Source organism: Thermodesulfovibrionales bacterium, assembly GCA_035686305.1.
GTDB lineage: Bacteria > Nitrospirota > Thermodesulfovibrionia > Thermodesulfovibrionales > UBA9159 > DASRZP01.
The window spans coordinates 1-18,335 of sequence record DASRZP010000094.1; the positions used below are offsets into that span (position 1 = coordinate 1).

An 18,335-nucleotide genomic window follows, 5' to 3' on the forward strand; every position below is an offset into this window, starting at 1 on the left:
GTTGTTGTCCCAGTCTTCAATGAAAAGAAAACTATTAAGGATGTCTATGAACGCATAAGGGCCGTAGATATCACTAAGGAAATTATTTTAGTCGATGATTGTTCAACCGATGGTACGAGGGAAATTGTCAAGGGGCTGGCAGCCGATGATACAAGACTTTTTTTCCATGAACAGAACATGGGAAAGGGTGCCGCTTTGCGGACGGGCTTCCGAGAAGCAAAAGGCGATATATTGATCATCCAGGACGCCGATTTAGAATATGATCCCCAAGAATATCCGAAGCTGATCCAGCCTATTCTTGAAGGTAAGGCAGATGTTGTCTACGGTTCACGTTTTGCCGGAGGGGGGCCGCATAGAGTTTTATTTTTCTGGCATATGGTAGGCAACAAGCTTCTGACGCTTCTTTCCAATGTGTTCACGAATCTCAACCTGACTGATATGGAGACATGTTATAAGGTATTCACGCGTGACGTATATACAAAGATCACTATTGAGGAAAATCGGTTCGGTTTTGAGCCAGAGATTACGGCGAAACTTGCTAAATTAAATGTGAGAATCTACGAAGTGGGGATTTCATATTCAGGAAGAACCTATAGTGAAGGAAAAAAGATTGGTTGGCGAGACGGAATATCCGCTCTCCGATGTATCTTCAAATACAATTTATTTCGTTAATACAAATTGCCCATCAGGCGGTAGACGACGTGAAGGCGCATCTCCTGCAATCCTGCTACAAGGTATTTTCCACTGTCTCTCTTTATTGCTTACCCGTCGCGGATTGAATATGCCTAAGCATTTCTCGAGCCTGTCCTGCCTCGGGACCTTCAGGAACGAGAGCGAGGAAATGATTCAAGTCCTGGACAGCCAGATCAACTTTTCCTAGATTCAGGTGAGCGACTGCTAATCCGTATACCGCATCGGGATAATTTTTTTCGACCCTCAGCACATTTTTCAGACAGGTTTCAGCTTGGCTGTATCTCCCTTGAGAAAAAGCGATCTTTGAAAGAGTAAGCCAAGAGGTAGCAAAGGTTGGGTCTATAGATACCGATTGGGTCAGAAGTTTTTCTGCCTTTCGGTAATCCGCTTTATCGAAGTGAAACAAACCATCAGCACTCCAGAGGTACGCGCTCGCAAAGTTGTGCTCCAACGCCTCCTCAACCAAGGGAATCCCTTCATTAGGAGTGAACATGTTTAGGTGCTTTATAATCAAGAAGCCCAGATAGTCAGCCAGAATGTCGTTACTATAGAAAGCGAGGCATCTCGAGACCTCCTTTATAAAAACAGGCAAGATCGCGGGATCTGATTCATATGCTTTTATTGTCTGTTCAGAAATATCTGGCAGGAAAAATCGAAGACGATATTCTTCGATAAAAGAATAATTTTCAGGAATATTCTTGACAACGATTATCGAAGAGTTATCCCAAAATACGGGGACCCAGAGTTTGGGAGTAAAGATAGCTCCGTACGACTGACTATTGCCCCAATATCGCTCCAATATTGCATATTGTATATTGTAATCTTCAAGCAAATTCTTGTTTTCGATAATGGACGGAAAATTACCAAAAACAACATGGTGGTTATACATGAAAATTCTCCGTCCGGGATAAAGGAAATAGGCCAAGTAACCACCAAAATGTCCTGGATTGTACATATTGCCCTTAAGGCCAGTCTGCTCGGTAAAACGCGTCGCGCCTACGGGAAGCAAGAGATCATTGACTTTGTATCCAAAGGTAAAAGGGCCGACAGGAAATACAAATTTTAGCAATAATATATAAACAAGGGCAATTGATAAGGCTGAATAACATAATATTCTTCCATATGCAGCGAGGATTTTGTTCTTCACGCGCTCTTTCATCAAAGATGCATAGTAAGCCAACGAAGGGATCGCAAGCAAAGCGAAAACTACAGTGACGCGGTTGTATTTGAGCGAAAGCGCTGTAAAGGGAATCAGAATTAACATTTGGGTTAAGTCGACTTTCTTTATAAGGAACAGGCTCAGTCCAGTGATTAGAGCGAAAAAAAGCCAAAATATGGGGAAATTAATGAAATCAGGGGGAGCAAATTCATTTGTGCTCAAAACCATCCTATTGGCCCTGAGAAACTCGACGAAAATGCCATAGGTCCTTAGTCCGTATGGGTTTATAACCATCGCCGTCAGGCTGACCAGATAAACTATCAGCAAGGTTTTAATGTATCCGGTCTCACTTCTGACACTTATCCTACCAGTATAGCTCTCCGCAAAAATGGGGAACATACTCTTTGCCGTCTCACCGATCACAAAAGCAGAGAGAAGGATAACTCCGTAAAGAGCTCCGTGCAGGAAATCCCATAACACCATAATAATGGGGATGATGGATAAATACTTTCTCTTGAGTCTTCCGGTCTTAAAACCATAAAGAATAAATCCCAATAAGCTCACAAAAAGGAGAGAGAATATCTCAGGACGTTCTCTATATCGTGGCAATCCTGCAAGAATTGCAGCCATCATTAATAAGGCAGAAAGCGGGATACCTGCCCCGGCAAAGCGAGCCGTTTTGAAAATAAAAAAGGCTATCAATACGGTCACCGCACTTTTGAAGATAACCACTGCCAATGCGCCACCATTCTTAAAAAGCAGATAAAATAGTATTTGTGAAAGCCATTCATGATTAGAGAAGATTATTCCTGGACGGGTATAGGAAAATATCTCCTCATTTATTATGCGGCCTTGCTCTATCATTACCTTTCCGTTTGCAATATGCCAGAAGAAATCCGCATCCTGAATACGGTAAAAAACTACGATAGCAATAAAGAGAAAAGAGACGACTAGCAATGTTTTTTCGGTTGTAATATTTTTGGGATAGTTTTTCATGCCGTCAGCTCAATACTTAAGGAATCTCCAGCGGAGAGTAGATGCCTACGGTCAAGCCCGTGGCGTTTTCCCTTACAAATTCGCCGAATCAAAGATCCGAGAGAATTTGGCGTCCTTCGGGCGAAGAAGAGCATTCACCCACGAGTTAACCCTTAGAAATAAGAGGAACCCTATATTTCACTTCTAAGCTGTTACCTGATAAATTTATCATCGGCCAACTTTTTAAGCACATTACTTACGAAAGAGCTATTCAGGCGACTGTCCATGCCTACAATCCACGTCTCTGATAAGGCCGACCAAATCTTTTTTTGGGTTTTCACATCATACAGACTGGTCTCAATAACAGCATACGGTTGCGCGCCAGCCGCACTATAAGGGTCATTCGGGTTACCAGTGCTCTTGTACTCCCTCTTAATAAATTTCGCTATCAGTACTGCATCCATTTTTCTCCTGTCGAGAAGTGACATGACTTCATCCTCGCTGGGCCGTTTCCCGGGGAACTCTACATAACTCTGAACAGTATTCACCCCACGCGATCGTAATTGTCTCGCCATTTCATCTTCAACCATTATTGCTCTTTCTGGAGACGGAAAAATTGCCATTACGAGAATGTCATTGATGGGACCCTTCTGATAGGTCTCATCAACCCAAACATCGGAAAAACGTGTCGCCATACAGCCTACAATTACCATGAGCATGCCTAGAAGAAATATTCTGCCTTTGCTCTTCATAAGCTCATCTCCACCGTTGTTTTCACTGTCATTATATATTATTCAAATTCAATTGACCAGTGTCTGCCCGTCCTTCAGTGCCTCCACTGCTACCTTGCCTTAAACGCTGGGCTATCGTTCCTCCCGGGTCTTTTACTTATTCCGCAGCTCCTTTCCGTCTTTTTGGGGGCTACCAGCCATTTTCGGCTTCACTAGAAGCCCGACACGGGACGATCTCGACACGACTCGATGACTGCCCCTGATTCTTAGTTTAGGGCTTTATCACTTAAGTAGCTGTCCAGTTATTCCCAGCCAGCTCTCTTTACTTCTTCAACGAACTTCGGGACAAGGTCGAGTTTTTAGAAGAGGTGAAGTGTACCAGCGGAAAACAATTGTGTGCTCAAAGGAAAAGTGATGTTGCTTTCGTATAATTATCCCGTATACAGGCGAGAATAGAGAGGCCCAGCATATTCGCTTCTTTTCTTAAAGCTTTTGGATTTTGCTATAATAGTCAAATCAGGATAATCAAAAACCTTTGCAAAATGACCAGGATTGATAGGTCGAGTAGTTAAGAATCAGTGAAAAAATGTTGTTTTTTTATTTTCTTGGTTGTTTCTGCTCTTTCATGCAATAGACAGTTCCTATTGCCCTCAGAATCCATTTCATCAATAGAGCCAATTTCGTATTGCAATCTTCTCTATATGCCTTCAAAACCCTTTCCACCTGCGGAGACGAAACCTTACCTTGGAATCTATTTAGCTTTCAAAAAAATAGAACAATCTGTTCAAGGGTGTAAGGAAAACATCTTTATACAGGTCGCGGGGGTCATTAATGGCACGCCAGCTTCAAAGGCGGACCTTAGAAATGAGGATATTATACAGTCGTTTAACGGTGTTCCCACCTGTAACGATGCTGAGCATGTCCTAATGTCCTTTAAGAAAATGATTGAACAGCAAAAAATAGGGGATCCAATCAAACTGGATATTTTGCGGGACGGCCAAAGACTTTCCCTAACCGTTACACTGGAAGAGACGCCAACCCATGCACAACAGGAAGCTAGACACCCTGATATCGAAAAATGCTCTGGCCAAGTCTCGATGCTTGAAAATACCTTACGTACTCAAAGCGCTCTACCCATATTTAACCATATTCGTGATGAATTATATGTGAGATCCAACACCATACATAACCCGGGCTTGTCGTATGAAAAAGAGTCTCATCCGCTCCAGTTGAAAGAGGTGACCTATATGATGCGACATCCTTTGTTATCCGGAGAGGTTGCAAAGGAATTATCGGAACAAGTCGTCTCACCTCTTCATACTCATGACGGCAATTGGCATATAGGTGATATCATGCAAAAGATTGCCTCTCTCCTTGATATCGATATGCCTCCGCCAGAAAAACCGGCAGAGGTCAGTTTCCCTGCACTACTTCAGATCATGGAGGAAACTAAGAACCGAATCCAAGAGGCATTGAACAACCTATCTCCAGAAGAAAAGGTTCTATTGCAGAATAAGGCTATAAATTCATGGGACGACTCCCAGTGGAATACGATATTAGAGATTTCGATGAAGGTGGATCGTACAAAACTCTTTAATGCGTTCTCTTCCTTCCTCTCCTTCTTGACTCGGGACAATCTCATGCTTTTAAGAGAAGATATTATTAAGCGGTTTGGAAACAAGCCAGGCACTATACTTTATGAGGCCATGACGCCCATAGGGAAGGTGATAGTTGGTGGCTCGGGGCCTAATGTGTACGCCGAGGACGCAGCTTTAATCCTTGACCTTGGCGGCGATGATCTCTACCTCAATAACGCTGGCGGAACCAGACCAGGGATGCCCCTAGCGTTAGTAATTGATTGGGGAGGGAACAATCGTTACTTAAGCAAGGAGAATTTTTCTCAGGGAGCTGGTGTTTTGGGTGGTGGCTTTCTGATCGATCTCGGTGGTAATGCGACTTTTAGTTCATTGGATGGAAGTCAGGGAGCAGGTTTTTGGGGCATCGGATTCTTATACCATGGCGAGGGAAACGGAGTTTATACCGCAAGGAAGTTTTGCCAGGGTACGGGACAGATGGGTATTGGCCTCATTGTGAACAGGAAGGGAAATGATCGTTATCTGTGCTCACGTGGGGGGCAGGGGTTGGGCCTCTTTGGCGGAGTCGGTATCTTGATAGATGAAGCCGGCAATGATTTTTACCACGTAGGGGGCTTAGAACCGGATTTCCGAGATCCTTTAAAATCGACCATTAGCATGGGCCAAGGGTTCGGGCAGGGAGCAAGGCCTGAGAAAGACAAAGATGGCGTTCCGGGAGGAATAGGAATGCTCATTGATGAAGAAGGTGACGATACCTATATTGCCGATTACTTTGCCCAGGGCGCATCCTATTATTACGGATTGGGCATCTTGAACGATATGGCCGGAGACGACCAGTATATCTCAGGGCGTTATTCGCAGGGTGCAGGGATTCATTCCTCCGTTGGCGTTCTGATAGACCAGAAGGGCAATGATTTTTATTATTCATCGGTCGGTGTAGCACAGGGCATGGGGCATGATTTCGGAGTTGGTTTTTTCGAGGATGATGGAGGACATGACCATTATTCGGGAGGGACCTTAGTACAAGGTGCGGCAACCAATGGGAGTCTCGGTATATTTATAGGCCAACAAGAGAGTGATCAACACACGTATATCAGCAAAGGACAGGGATATGCTCAAGATGAAAACAGTATGGGAATAATGATCGTTAAAGAACGTGAAACCAATGCAGTGTCAATGAAGATTGGGATTAAGAAAGAATAATGTTTATACTTTCTGCGGATAACGAGTAGGCGTCATGTTGCGGCGGCATCAATGCCGCAGATCCTGAGCAATTGTTCTTGCCATGTTTCCTGTCTCTCTTTTTCCCTGGTGACAGTGTTGTCGCTGTTCAACAAGTTACGGAGAGATCGATTTCATTTTTCCGGTTTCTGTTGGACAGAAGCCGCTAGAGTCTGATTCGGCCAATTTGTAAAGAAATAAGTGCCACGGGCTTGCCCGTGAGTATCTACGGTGTAGACCCTGGCAGTCTTTGAACAGACATTGCTTGAATGTGTTAAAATTTTGCGATGAAAAGAAGACGCCATGTCGAATACTATCTTGCAGCCTCGGCTTCTCTTGTGACATTCATTGTGTATTTGTCCTCTCTTCGCCACGAGTTCGTTGAGTGGGACGACCCACAGTATGTTATCGAGAATCCCCACATACGCGCACTTGACATGTCTTTTCTCAAGTGGGCGTTCGGCCATTTTTACGCGAGTAACTGGCACCCGTTAACCTGGGTATCTCATGCCGTGGACTACGCAATCTCGGGGCTAAATCCGGTCGGTCATCATCTCACGAGTGTTGTCCTGCACGCAGCAAACACCTGGGCAGTTATATTTCTGGTCGTAGCGTTAATGAATGCGGCACAAAGAGGGAAACGCGCGGACGGGTCATGGCCTGATGAGAGGGCACCGCTCATTGTCGCCGGGGTGACAGGCCTTTTGTTTGGATTGCATCCCTTGCATGTGGAATCAGTGGCATGGGTCGCTGAGAGGAAGGACCTCCTCTGCGCTCTTTTTTATATCCTGAGTCTTATGGCTTATACGAGATTTGCGCATTCCGAAAACGGCAAGACCTCCCGGAAAAGAGCCTCGTTGTGCTTTTGGGATAAGCGGTACCTGTTTTCACTCGGATTGTTCATGCTTGCCCTGCTGAGCAAGCCGATGGCGGTGAGCCTTCCTGCCATTTTGGTACTACTGGACTGGTACCCCTTTGGCAAGATTCGATCACTTGAATCTTTCCTGAAGTCGGTAGTCGGCAAGCTGCCGTTCTTTGTGCTAAGCCTCGGTTCCTCGGTCTTGACGATTTTGGCGCAAAGGCAAGGAGGGGCAATAGTCCCGATGGAATCGGTGCCTCTCTCTACGCGGCTGCTTGTGGCTGTCAAATCTCTTGCAGTCTATCTGTGGAAATTGGTCTGGCCCCTTAACCTGAGCCCCTTTTATCCATATCCGATTTCCGTATCGCTGTTATCATGGTCATATCTGCTGGCCGTAGCGGTTGTGATAGGGATATCGGCGCTTTGCGCGATCGCGGTGCGGAAGCAGAGGGTCTGGATGGCCCTGTGGGGTTATTACATGATCACCCTTGTCCCTGTCATCGGTATCGTGCAGGTGGGCAGGCAGGCAATGGCAGACCGCTATACGTATCTGCCAAGCCTTGGGCCATTTCTGGTCATAGGACTTGTTTCCGCGTGGTTTTTTCGTAAAGTAGTCTCTGAGTCGCAACAGCATCCTTTGGTGAGGCCGGCAGGCGCTGTTCTGGCCCTGTTCATCATTTTCTCTATGGCCTTCATAACCATCAGGCAGTTGGGCATCTGGCAGAACAGCATCAGGTTATGGAGCTATGTCATCGAACAGCATCCGGAGCGGATTCAGCTCGCCTATTATTATCGCGGACTGGCCTTTGAGAATACAGGACAGCCTGACAGGGCAATAGAGGACTATAACACTGCAATTGCCCTTGATCCGAATTTTCGCGACGCCTATATGAGTCGGGGCACCGCCCTTGAAAAAACGGGTAGGCTCAATAGTGCCCTTGAGGACTTGGACAGGGCCATTGCGCTGGGCCCGAGGTACGAGGCCTATTACAATCGCGGCGTAATTCTCGAGAAGACGGGCCGGATAAATGAAGCCATCACGGACTATCTGGTCGCGATAGACCTGGATCCTTCCCGTTATGATTCGTATCTCGCTGCGGCTAGGGCATACGGAAAAGCCCGTTTGTTTGACAAGGCCATAGAATATTTTACCCGGTGCATTGCAATGAGGCCGAACAGTGCCGATCTGTACAATAATCGCGGCCTTTCCTTTCTCTTTATCGGGCAGGACGATCGGGCGCTCGAAGATTTCAATATGGCAATCGCATTGGATCGGACCCTTGCTATTGCCTATCGCAATCGCGGCAGCCTGTACCTCAGGAGAGGCGATAAGATGTCGGCTATCGCGGATTACCAAAAGGCGTGCGAATTCGGTGACGAAAAAGCTTGTGGAGCATTGAAAACAACCCAGTAGCGTTGGACTCGCTACACGAGAGCCATCTTCAGATAATTAAGAAATTTAGCAGGATGGCTTCCCTTATCAGGAATCACTGCAGAAACTCGTGACAATGTTTGCAGAGGCCGTCTGTATTCTGAGCTTCATAGCGAAATAATTTTCCCCACTCAGAGGAGTGAGGCACATGGCAGCTCAAACAATTAAATGGTTTCCCTTTCCTTTGACGGTCTTTGAGCCCTGTCAGGGGATGCGCATGGGGAGGAGAACCCACCATCAAATGGGGCTTCGTAAAGATGTCCTCATGGCATTGCCTGCAAAGTTGAGACGGCTCTTTCGTAAGGAGAGAATTATTTGGTCCTGAGTGAGGGACATGACAGCTAAGGCACATCCCGCCCGCAACGGGAGCATGCTGGCTCTTTTTTGTAAACTCATCTTTCGAGTGACACTGGTAACAGAGCTTCGGGGCTTCTTCTTTAAGTCCCTTTTTCCCGGTAAACTTATGGGGAATTGCGGATGCATCGACTCCAGCATGACAGCTTTCACATCCCATCTGAACTGCTGCATGCACTACTCGACCTTCTGTCAGGTCTTTATGGCAATCAAGGCAATTGATCGCCTGAGAAGATGCTGAATTAGCCAAGAGGAGAACTAATACAGGAATGGAAGACACCCGGAAGATCCTTTTCATAGTCACAGTTACAGCATTACTTATATCCATGATTATTTTATAACACAATTTCATATCAGCTTCAACAGGTCATTAGACTACAGAGAGTGTGTTCACACGGAAGACAGCACTTCTCTTCTCCCTGAACCTTTCATAGGGTGTTTGTTCATTCAGAGCTGAATGGGGGTCTTCCATAGTCATAGAAATCCTCCTATTCTGTCAGTATTCACTGGACAGGTGGTATGGCGTCGGTTAATTGGCGACCTTTGTCAACCCTGCTGTGGGGTTTAGCAAAACAATCGCATATGCTATAGTGATAATAGATATGAAACTACCGGTTGTCGCCCCACATCAGGCCTGTACTCAAGCATAATCTCTTGCCGTGACCCCGGGAGCCACGAGATTAGTATGAAAGAACCGGAACAGCCCACCAATCTGGATTATAAGAACTATCTCATCCCAGTGATGATTGCTCTAGTTGGCCTGCTTTCCTACTCCAACAGTTTTACCGTTCCATTCCAGTTCGACGACGATGGCTATATCGTTAATAACCCAGCCATCAAGACATTTCACTACATCTTAGCCCCTGCCGACGTTGCGACGCTCACCCAGGGCTCACCCGAGGCATTCCCGGTTAGCCTCCGGTATGCGTTCATGACACGTATAATAGCATATGCCTCATTTGCCATGAACTACAGGCTTAATGGTCTCAACGTGGTTGGTTATCATCTTGTTAACCTATTAATCCACATCGTCAGCGCAATGCTGGTTTTCTGGATCGTCAAAGCTACCTCAAAGACCGATTATTTCGGTGCCGTGGCCGGATGGAATAGCACGCGGCTCTGCGGTGCCATCGCCGCGGCTTCCGCGTTGCTGTTCGTCAGCCATCCTGTCCAGACACAGGCTGTGACCTACCTAACTCAGCGCTTCGCTTCACTGGCCGCCTGTTTAGGCCTTCTTGCCCTGTTTCTGTACATTGCCAGTAGGCTTTCCTCCTCCGGTCATAAACGTTCTGTGCTTTATACTACTTCCTTGCTCTCCACTGTCGCAGCTATGTTGACCAAGGAGTTCACCGTCACGTTGCCGTTCGTCATCGCATTATACGAGATTACTTTTTTTACGGGAAGGATAAGGAATAGACTTAAGATACTGGCACCGTTTGCTGTCACCCTCGCGATTATCCCCTCGCTGGTTTTCATCCAGCAGGGCTCTATGACCACGCTTGAAAGCACCATGAGGACCATCACCGCTGCCAATGTGTCCAACATTACGAGAACCGACTATCTCTTGACTCAGTTCCGGGTGATCATATTTTACTTGCGGCTGCTCTTCTTCCCCATCAACCAGAATGTGGACCACGACGTCATGATCTACCATTCTCTCTTCACACCGCCGGTATTTGTCTCGTTCGTTGCCCTGTTGACGTTATTCTTCCTGGGGGTCTTTCTCTATAGGGCGTCCAATAGGGAAAAGGCATATCCCGAATTAAGACTTGCGTCGTTCGGCATCATCTGGTTTTTTATTACGATGTCTGTTGAATCAAGCATCGTCCCTATGGGTGAACTGGCAGCCGAGTATCGACTCTATCTTCCTTCGGTCGGCGTTATTTTAGCCACTGTCTCTATAGGGGGGGTCGCAGCACGGAGAATATCTCGACCCCAAACTCTACGTTCATTATTGCTATATGGTCTGTGTGGAGTTATTGTCCTTATGTTCTCGTTGGCAACTCATGCGAGGAACAAGGTATGGGCGAGCGAAATATCCCTCTGGGAAGATGCGGCCCGCAAGAGTCCCTTAAGAGTTCGGCCGCATCAGAATTTAGGGATGTATTATGCGTTTGAGGGGTATCTGGAGGATGCCAAACGCGAGCTAATGACTGCTCTCGCGCTGGAACCCAATGACCCCAAGCTACACAACAATTTGGGCATGTTATACAAAAAGATGAAAGCCTACGACCAGGCAGTCGAGGAGTACAGCACTGTGCTCAGGCTCGCGCCCGGAGACGCCATAGTCCACTACAACCTGGGGAACGTTTACCTGGAGCAGGGCAGGGTCCCGGAGGCTGTCCAAGAATACCAAGTCACCGTGAGACTGATTCCTGACTACGATGAGGCTCATAACAACCTGGGAATTGCTTATTGTCAGAGCGGACAGTTCGATGCGGCGATTCGCGAATATAACCTAGCGTTGCGGCTTAACCCCCAAAATGTGAAGGCCCGAAACAACCTGACGAACTGCGTCAAGAAAGCGGCCGCATCGACCAATAATTAGGACAGGAGCGGACATCGGATCTCCTGGATTGACGACGGCAGGAGATATACGTTGGTAGAGCAGGCTGAAGCACTGGAAAGAGTAAGGATCAGGTAAACTGACGACACTTTTCTTGAAGTGTTTCCCTTCATGTCTCATGATTCGCTCTATGCTAAACTTATTCAGACAAGAACAATCAAAATATATTCGATCTATTGGGCGAAATATCTGCGCACAAGGATATTGAATTCGCGGAGTCCCCGGAGGCTGTCGAGGGCCGGATTTTCCCTGATGTTCCGAAGGTCATTGTATCCCATCTGAAGCGCGCTCTCCAGGTGGACCAGAGCCTCCTGTGGATGACCGCCTCGTGCATCTACACCAGCAAGCGCATATTCGAGGTATGCAGCGTCTCCGCCTGCGAGTATGGCCATTCCATAATATCTCTTTGCCATATCGAGCTTGTTCATCTCGCTGTAGACGTCTCCCAGTCCGGACAACGCCTGAGGCGACTGGGGATTCAGCGCCAATGCTTTTTGAAATGTTTGTTCTGCCTTTTCGAACTCGTGGGAAAGGTAATAGTTAATTCCCAGGTTCAGAAGAGCATTCATTTTATAGGGAAACAACTCCACTGCCTTCAGCAGAAAGGGCCTCGCTTCGGCTATTTTACCCGTGCTGTTGTAAAGGGCGCCCAAATTGTTCAGGGCAAGTTCGTAATCAGGGTCAATCGACAACGCCTTCAGAAGGGCGTCCGCTGCTTCTATCGGCCGCCCAGCGTCGATATATGCCATGCCAAGACCGTTCCAGGCGAGCGGGGAGGTCGGTGTCTTGGTCGTCACGTCCTTCCACAGCGACAGGTCATTGCTCCAAACCGATGTCCTCTGCCATGAAAGATAGGGCAGAGGCAGTACGATGAGGCAAAGTGCTGCCGCAACGACCCTCATGCGAAGATCCAGCGCGGTAAGATCCCTGGGAAATGCCAGCAGTCCGTAACATGCAGCCGCCCCGAGCATTGGGAAATACAGATAACGATCATTTATCAGCGTTACCAGAGAGACAATTTGAGAGACCGGCAGGAGGGCCGTAAAAAAAAGTGCGTACCAGAAACAGAACTGTGTTCTTTTCCTATAGAGGAAGCACCCTACGGCACAAAGAACAGCAGCAAAGAGGGCAGAAAACCCGACGGAGGCGTCCATGTGCACCTTCATAGGGGGCATATACACAGCACTCAGCCCCCTGGGCCAAAAAATCAGCTTGAAGTACCGCGTGAGGACCGTGAGCATGGTATAGAAGATGCCGAGGGGACCTTCGATGGAATAGGAGATTCTCCCCCCCTCATGTTCCGGCAGTTGGCTTTTGAGGGCAATGAGGACCGTGGCACTCGCTACAAGCAGAAAGGGAATCTTGTCGGTCAGCCATCGGACTTGGCGCGACCCCTTAAGATAGCAGAGGTCGTAGAGTATGAAAACCAGCGGCAGAATGACAGATACCGATTTTGAGAGCACAGCGAGCACAAAGGCAACAACCGAGCACACATAAAAGCGCATGCGCCGCGGCTCAGGCATCGTCCGGTAGGAGATATGACAATGAAATGACGCCAGGCAAAAAAACATGGCGAGTAGATTTTTTCGTTCCGATATCCAAGCGACGGATTCCACCTGGACGGGGTGAAAGAGGAAGATAAAGGCTGCAAGGAACGCTAGGGCCTTGTTCCGATGTAGCCGCATAAGCAGCGCATAGAATAGCAGGCCATTGGCAGCATGCATGACCACATTGGAAAGAATAAAACCGCGGGGATTCAATCCCCACGCCTCGTAGTCAAGCATATAGGAGATGATATGAATGGGTGCGTAATTGCCTATGTAAAACCGCGTAAATGCATCTTTTAAGTTACCCCAGGTTATTCCTCGTATTGCTTCATTTTCGACAACATAGAGGCTGTCGTCCCAATTCGAAAGGAAACTATGGCCGAGCGTGTCGGCATACACAGCGAAGGTGGCACCGACCAGGACAATGCAGAGCGCCATATGCACAGCTATGTTCTTATGGGCGATACTAATCACGCCCGACCGCTTCGGCGGAAATGAAAGCATAATCCAATGATATCAAAGTGCGTATGGAGCATCAAACTATTTCTGTAACCATTTATTGTTTTCTCATGGAATATGCCTATATTGACAGCACTTTGACCGGGCACAGCAAGACATGCATGTCGCCAAACTCATGGTCAAAGCCGGTCTCACCTTCACTTGACAGTCCTGCCATCATGGTGATAGCCTTTCACCTGGTGTGTCGATCTCCTGGAACTCCTTTTCGGGGTACGATGAGACAAACAAATAAGCGCACATATTCTCTGGCGGGACTTGTTGGCGTCATCACGTTCCTAGTATATCTGGGGTCTCTACACAATGATTTCATTGCGGAATGGGATGATGGTGAATATGTTTTAGATAATCCGTTCATTCGCTCCATCAGTCCAGCATTTTTTAAGTGGGCTTTTTTTGACTTTTACTCCAGCAACTGGCATCCCCTCACTTGGATATCCCATGCTTTAGACTACGCTATCTGGGGATTGAATCCTCTGGGACATCACGTCAGCAATAATATCCTCCATGCAGTCAATGTCTTTCTAGTGGTCGTGCTCATCATGAGACTACAGGAATTTGCAAAGGGAACGGTCCCGAGCGGGCAGAAGGGGGCGACGCTGAATGAGGCTGGAATGCTGATAACCGCTGGAGTGACAGGCTTATTATTTGGTCTTCATCCCATACACGTAGAGTCAGTGGCGTGGATTGCCGAACGGAAGGACCTCCTCTGCGCCTTGTTTTTTTTGCTCAGCATACTGGCGCATTTGAGGTATGTGTCTCCTTCACCACTATCGCCTCACCTGAAGTGCGGGGAGGCAGGTTTCTTCCCCTTTTGGAGGGAGGATGGCTGGGTGGGGAGAAAATGGTATTTCCTTTCCCTATCTATTTTTGTCCTTGCACTGATGAGCAAACCGATGGCAGTGAGCCTGCCCATAGTTCTGCTCATTCTCGACTGGTATCCGTTAAGCAGACTGCACCCCGGCAAGGCAGCGCTAGCGGCATTTGTGGAGAAAATTCCCTTTTTCGCATTCAGCCTGATATCTTCGGCCCTTACTATCCTGGCACAGAGGGCAGGGGGGGCAATTATAGAGATTCGTGTTGTTCCCTTGTCGTCGCGGTTGCTGATTGCGGTCCAGTCGTTAGTCGCCTATATTGAGAAGATGATCGTGCCGATAGAGTTGATTCCCTACTATCCCTATCCGAAGGGCGTTGCACTCTTCTCTGTGAAAAGTCTGCTCGCCATTGCCTTGGTTGTCGGGATAACGTTCGCTTGTGCCATGATCTCCAGCAAGCAAAAAGTATGGCTAGCTGCTTTGGGTTATTATGCCATCACCCTGCTTCCTGTGATTGGCATCGTCCAGGTGGGAAGTCAATCGATGGCGGACAGGTATACTTATCTGCCCAGCCTCGCGCCTTTCCTGATCGTCGGCCTGGGAGCCTCATGGGTTTACAATAGGATGATGATCAACCGACAACGGCCCGCATTAATAGTGGGGATTTTCTTTCTTTGTACGGGAGTTGTGATATTCGGTTGCCTGTCATTCTTGACAATTCGGCAGATACATATTTGGGAAAACGGCCTCTCGGTGTGGAGTTATGTTGTCGAAAAGGAACCTGGGAGGGCTTCGATTGCGTATACCAATCTTGGTTTAGTTTATCAAAAAATGGGTCGGCTTAGTGGTGCACTGGAAAACTATGAGAAGGCAATCGCACTGGATAAATATGACTATCTGGCCTATAACAACCGGGGTACGATATTTTATAAGTTGGGTCAATTCGACAAGGCTGTCCAGAGCTATGACAAAGCGGTCACGCTGAAGCCAGATGATTACAGGGCCTATTACAATCGCGCTTTGACATATGATAAAGTCGGCAGGCTGAATGAAGCTATTGAGGACTTGCAAAGGGCGGTGAGATTGAAGGGAGGGGATCCCCTGATACTCAATAACCTGGGGTTGCTCTATGGGAAAGCAGGTATGTATGAAAGGTCCATTGCAGCCTTAACTGAAGCCATTGCACTTGAGCCTAACAATCCGGCTACATATAACAACCGTGGGATATCCTATGCGTCCATCAATCAATATACGATGGCTATAGAGGACTTTAGCAAGACGATCCTCTTGAATGAGAATTATGCTATCGTTTATTTCTCACGGGGAGACGCCTATTTCAAAACAGGTGCGATAGCGCTTGCCCTTGCCGATTTTGCAAAGGGTTGCAGTCTTGGTGACGCAGATGCATGCAACGCCTTGCAGAAGGCAAGAATGATGATGACGAAGCCTCAGGAAAAATGACAGATGTTTGCCACTATAGACGGCGTCTACCGCAAGAGCCATGGGATTTGTTTGGTTGCTGTCCTTGTTCCGTGAGCTATTGAATCAAAGATCAAGGTCTACCTCGGGAATGACGTGTAAAGAACTTTGCGACCTTTCTCATGTAAAGGGATTTCTGACTCACTACACTCAAAATAGTATGTATTGCTGTAATGGGCTGAAGCAATCTGATGAGGTTTTTTTGTCGCTGATAATTGTTTCACTCTGAGCAGACCGTACGCGAGATAATGCGCACTGTTGTTGACAAAGAGTTGACGAAATATTCTATAATTTAAAGAGAGTTTGAACTGCGGGACACTCATAGGCGATCCTGGAGCTATTGCCTAAGAAATAAGACTTTGAGCCCCTGAGGCGTTAAGCACCCAAGAGGTTTCCCAGGAAATATGGCGGCGCGTAAAAATTTTCTCTACATTTATATCCTCGCATTCTTCTCTGGCATGTGCATTATGGCCATCGAGTTGTCGGCTTCCAGGCTCATGGCGCCTTTTTTCGGTACCTCCACCTTTGTCTGGACCAATGTCATAGGGATCATTATGGTGGCACTCTCGATAGGGTACCTGGTTGGCGGGAAACTGGCTGACAGAAGGCCGAATCTTGAAATTCTCCTCAAAATACTCCTCGCCGCCTGTGCGTTCCTCATTACGATACCTTTTGCTGCTCCATCTGTGGTCGGGGGTATCATGTCGGTATTGAGGCATTCCAAATCCTCCTTTACGTTCATATTTTTCGGATCGCTTGCCTCAATAACCCTACTTTTTTCCTTGCCGATCCTCCTTATGGGCATGACCAGTCCGTTCCTCATAAGAATCGTCGCCAGCCGCGAAGATGTGGGTAACTCTGCAGGACATATTTTCGGCATCTCAACGATTGGAAGCATCGTCGGCACTTTTCTTCCAATACTGGTGTTCATTCCAACTTTCGGCACCGGAAGAACTATTCTTTTTTTTGCCGTGCTGCTTCTTGGTGTTACCGCGGCCGGTTTTGCGAGGAAGCGTTATGTAATCCTCCCTCTTTTGTGCATAGTGTTTTTGTTAGTCCCGCTTCCGGCAGCACGGAAGAAATCTGGGCTCATTTACGCGACTGAGTCTGCGTACGAGTATATTGAGGTGCTGGACAATGGACGGTATCGCTTTTTGGCTTATAACAATATCGCCGGGTTCCAGACCATCGCGAGGAAGGACTCGCCGGTTACGGGGTACTATTTTGATTATTATTCACTTCTCCCTTACCTTACCGGGAAGAAAGCTGAGACCGTCTGCCTTATCGGTCTCGGCGGGGGGATCATTGCAAACCAGATCCAGTATTTCCATAAAGGAGTGAATGTTGACGGGATTGAAATCGATCCGAAGGTCATTACCATAGCAAGGGAATACTTTGCCCTCACCGACAGGACACGAGTTTATAACCAGGACGGACGCATCTTCCTCAACCTCATAAGCAAGAAGTATGACATCATAATAGTTGACGCGTTCACCCAGCAGATCTATATCCCTTTTCATCTCACGACCGAGAATTTTTTCCGCGAGGCCAAGCAAAAGATGAATGCTCATGGTATCCTCGCTATCAACCTGGCATGCTTTAGAGACACTTCGCCACTCCTCAAAAGTGTCACCAATACTCTCCTCGCAAGTTTTAGGAATGTTTACAGGGTAAAGATCCCTGCCACGAACAACAGCCTCATTCTCGCCTCGGATGGTGAGATAGACTTCGGGAAGCTTTCCTCCGCCTCAGGCACCGAACTCGACGCGATAGCCTTGTACAGCATGAGGTCATTTCAAAAGGTCGAGTTCGACCCAGGCGTCGCTGTTCTTACAGACGACAGAGCTCCTATAGAGCATATGGTGGACTGGGAGCTGTTGTAACGATTAAGGGAAAGGGGTGCTTCTCTAGTTCAAGAACGAATTTAGGAAGAACCCCTCCTGTCCGTTACTGTTCCCGACCTTAGACAAGCCCTTTATCTTCAATTCTTTCCAGGAGGCCTCCATATCCACCAATCAAGGATGGACTGTATGTTGAATATTTCAGCTAAGGTACCGATTGCGAGGAGAAGGACGTATGCGACAAGGCCAATTATGATCATATAAGCGCCGTACTTGTCAAAGAAGCTCTTTCCCTCGATAACGTTACGCCGCTGTGCTTCTGGGCTGATGGGTTCCTTTTCGCTTTTTCTCACGTGATAAGTGTCTCGTTTAATATTCTACTATCAAGGCCGCTTGTTTGCAACGGGCGGGGGCGCATGCCCGCTCAGGAGGCCATTACAGAAAAGGCATTATGGAGCAATGCAGCCGGTGTAGAATGAATAGAATAGACCGAAGCACTTTGTGCATTAAGATGCTGCCTGAATCGGGCATCAGGTCAAACACATAGGAAAA

The 18,335-nt window shown here is 47.4% G+C and carries 10 protein-coding genes; 6 read left to right on the top strand and 4 right to left on the bottom strand.

Annotated features, from left to right (window positions below):
- Positions 1-672 (top strand): glycosyltransferase family 2 protein (locus VFG09_10875; GenBank protein ID HET6515653.1); only part of this gene is annotated, 672 nt, incomplete at its 5' end.
- 82 nt (positions 673-754) lie between these two features.
- Here VFG09_10875 and VFG09_10880 read toward each other — a convergent pair.
- Positions 755-2,848 (bottom strand): tetratricopeptide repeat protein, encoded by a 2,094-nt coding sequence (locus tag VFG09_10880; protein HET6515654.1) that lies wholly within the window; start codon positions 2,846-2,848, stop codon positions 755-757.
- Between the two features lie 191 nt (positions 2,849-3,039).
- Positions 3,040-3,579, bottom strand: coding sequence for a hypothetical protein (locus VFG09_10885; GenBank protein HET6515655.1), 540 nt, complete (start codon positions 3,577-3,579; stop codon positions 3,040-3,042).
- A 557-nt stretch (positions 3,580-4,136) separates the two neighbouring features.
- On the opposite strand from VFG09_10885, the gene VFG09_10890 reads away from it, so the two are divergent.
- From VFG09_10890 to VFG09_10900, 3 genes are all read left to right on the top strand, one after another.
- On the top strand, positions 4,137-6,356 hold the full coding sequence (locus tag VFG09_10890; protein ID HET6515656.1) for a PDZ domain-containing protein: 2,220 nt from the start codon (positions 4,137-4,139) through the stop codon (positions 6,354-6,356).
- 305 nt (positions 6,357-6,661) lie between these two features.
- Entirely contained in the window at positions 6,662-8,647 is a 1,986-nt protein-coding gene (locus tag VFG09_10895; protein HET6515657.1) for a tetratricopeptide repeat protein, read from the top strand.
- Between the two features lie 1,057 nt (positions 8,648-9,704).
- Complete coding sequence (locus tag VFG09_10900) at positions 9,705-11,567, top strand: tetratricopeptide repeat protein (protein HET6515658.1); 1,863 nt, start codon at positions 9,705-9,707, stop codon at positions 11,565-11,567.
- Between the two features lie 191 nt (positions 11,568-11,758).
- On the opposite strand, the gene VFG09_10905 is transcribed toward VFG09_10900, so the two are convergent.
- Positions 11,759-13,636 carry a tetratricopeptide repeat protein gene (locus VFG09_10905; protein HET6515659.1) on the bottom strand — a complete coding sequence of 626 codons (1,878 nt, stop codon included), beginning with the start codon at positions 13,634-13,636 and terminating at the stop codon, positions 11,759-11,761.
- Between the two features lie 230 nt (positions 13,637-13,866).
- Here VFG09_10905 and VFG09_10910 point away from each other — a divergent pair, with 230 nt between their 5' ends.
- Positions 13,867-15,924, top strand: coding sequence for a tetratricopeptide repeat protein (locus VFG09_10910; protein HET6515660.1), 2,058 nt, complete (start codon positions 13,867-13,869; stop codon positions 15,922-15,924).
- 422 nt (positions 15,925-16,346) lie between these two features.
- Entirely contained in the window at positions 16,347-17,825 is a 1,479-nt protein-coding gene (locus tag VFG09_10915; protein ID HET6515661.1) for a fused MFS/spermidine synthase, read from the top strand.
- Between the two features lie 98 nt (positions 17,826-17,923).
- Here VFG09_10915 and VFG09_10920 read toward each other — a convergent pair whose 3' ends face one another.
- Positions 17,924-18,136: a hypothetical protein gene (locus VFG09_10920; protein HET6515662.1), complete on the bottom strand. Its 213-nt coding sequence runs from the start codon at positions 18,134-18,136 to the stop codon at positions 17,924-17,926.
- Positions 18,137-18,335 lie beyond the last annotated feature (199 nt).

Bases quoted from the DNA above. Each gene is read 5' to 3' on its own strand.
- VFG09_10880 (HET6515654.1), bottom strand. From the start codon at position 2,848: ATGAAAAACTATCCCAAAAATATTACAACCGAAAAAACATTGCTAGTC.
- VFG09_10885 (HET6515655.1), bottom strand. From the start codon at position 3,579: ATGAAGAGCAAAGGCAGAATATTTCTTCTAGGCATGCTCATGGTAATT.
- VFG09_10895 (HET6515657.1), top strand. From the start codon at position 6,662: ATGAAAAGAAGACGCCATGTCGAATACTATCTTGCAGCCTCGGCTTCT.
- VFG09_10900 (HET6515658.1), top strand. From the start codon at position 9,705: ATGAAAGAACCGGAACAGCCCACCAATCTGGATTATAAGAACTATCTC.
- VFG09_10905 (HET6515659.1), bottom strand. From the start codon at position 13,636: ATGCTTTCATTTCCGCCGAAGCGGTCGGGCGTGATTAGTATCGCCCAT.
- VFG09_10910 (HET6515660.1), top strand. From the start codon at position 13,867: ATGAGACAAACAAATAAGCGCACATATTCTCTGGCGGGACTTGTTGGC.
- VFG09_10915 (HET6515661.1), top strand. From the start codon at position 16,347: ATGGCGGCGCGTAAAAATTTTCTCTACATTTATATCCTCGCATTCTTC.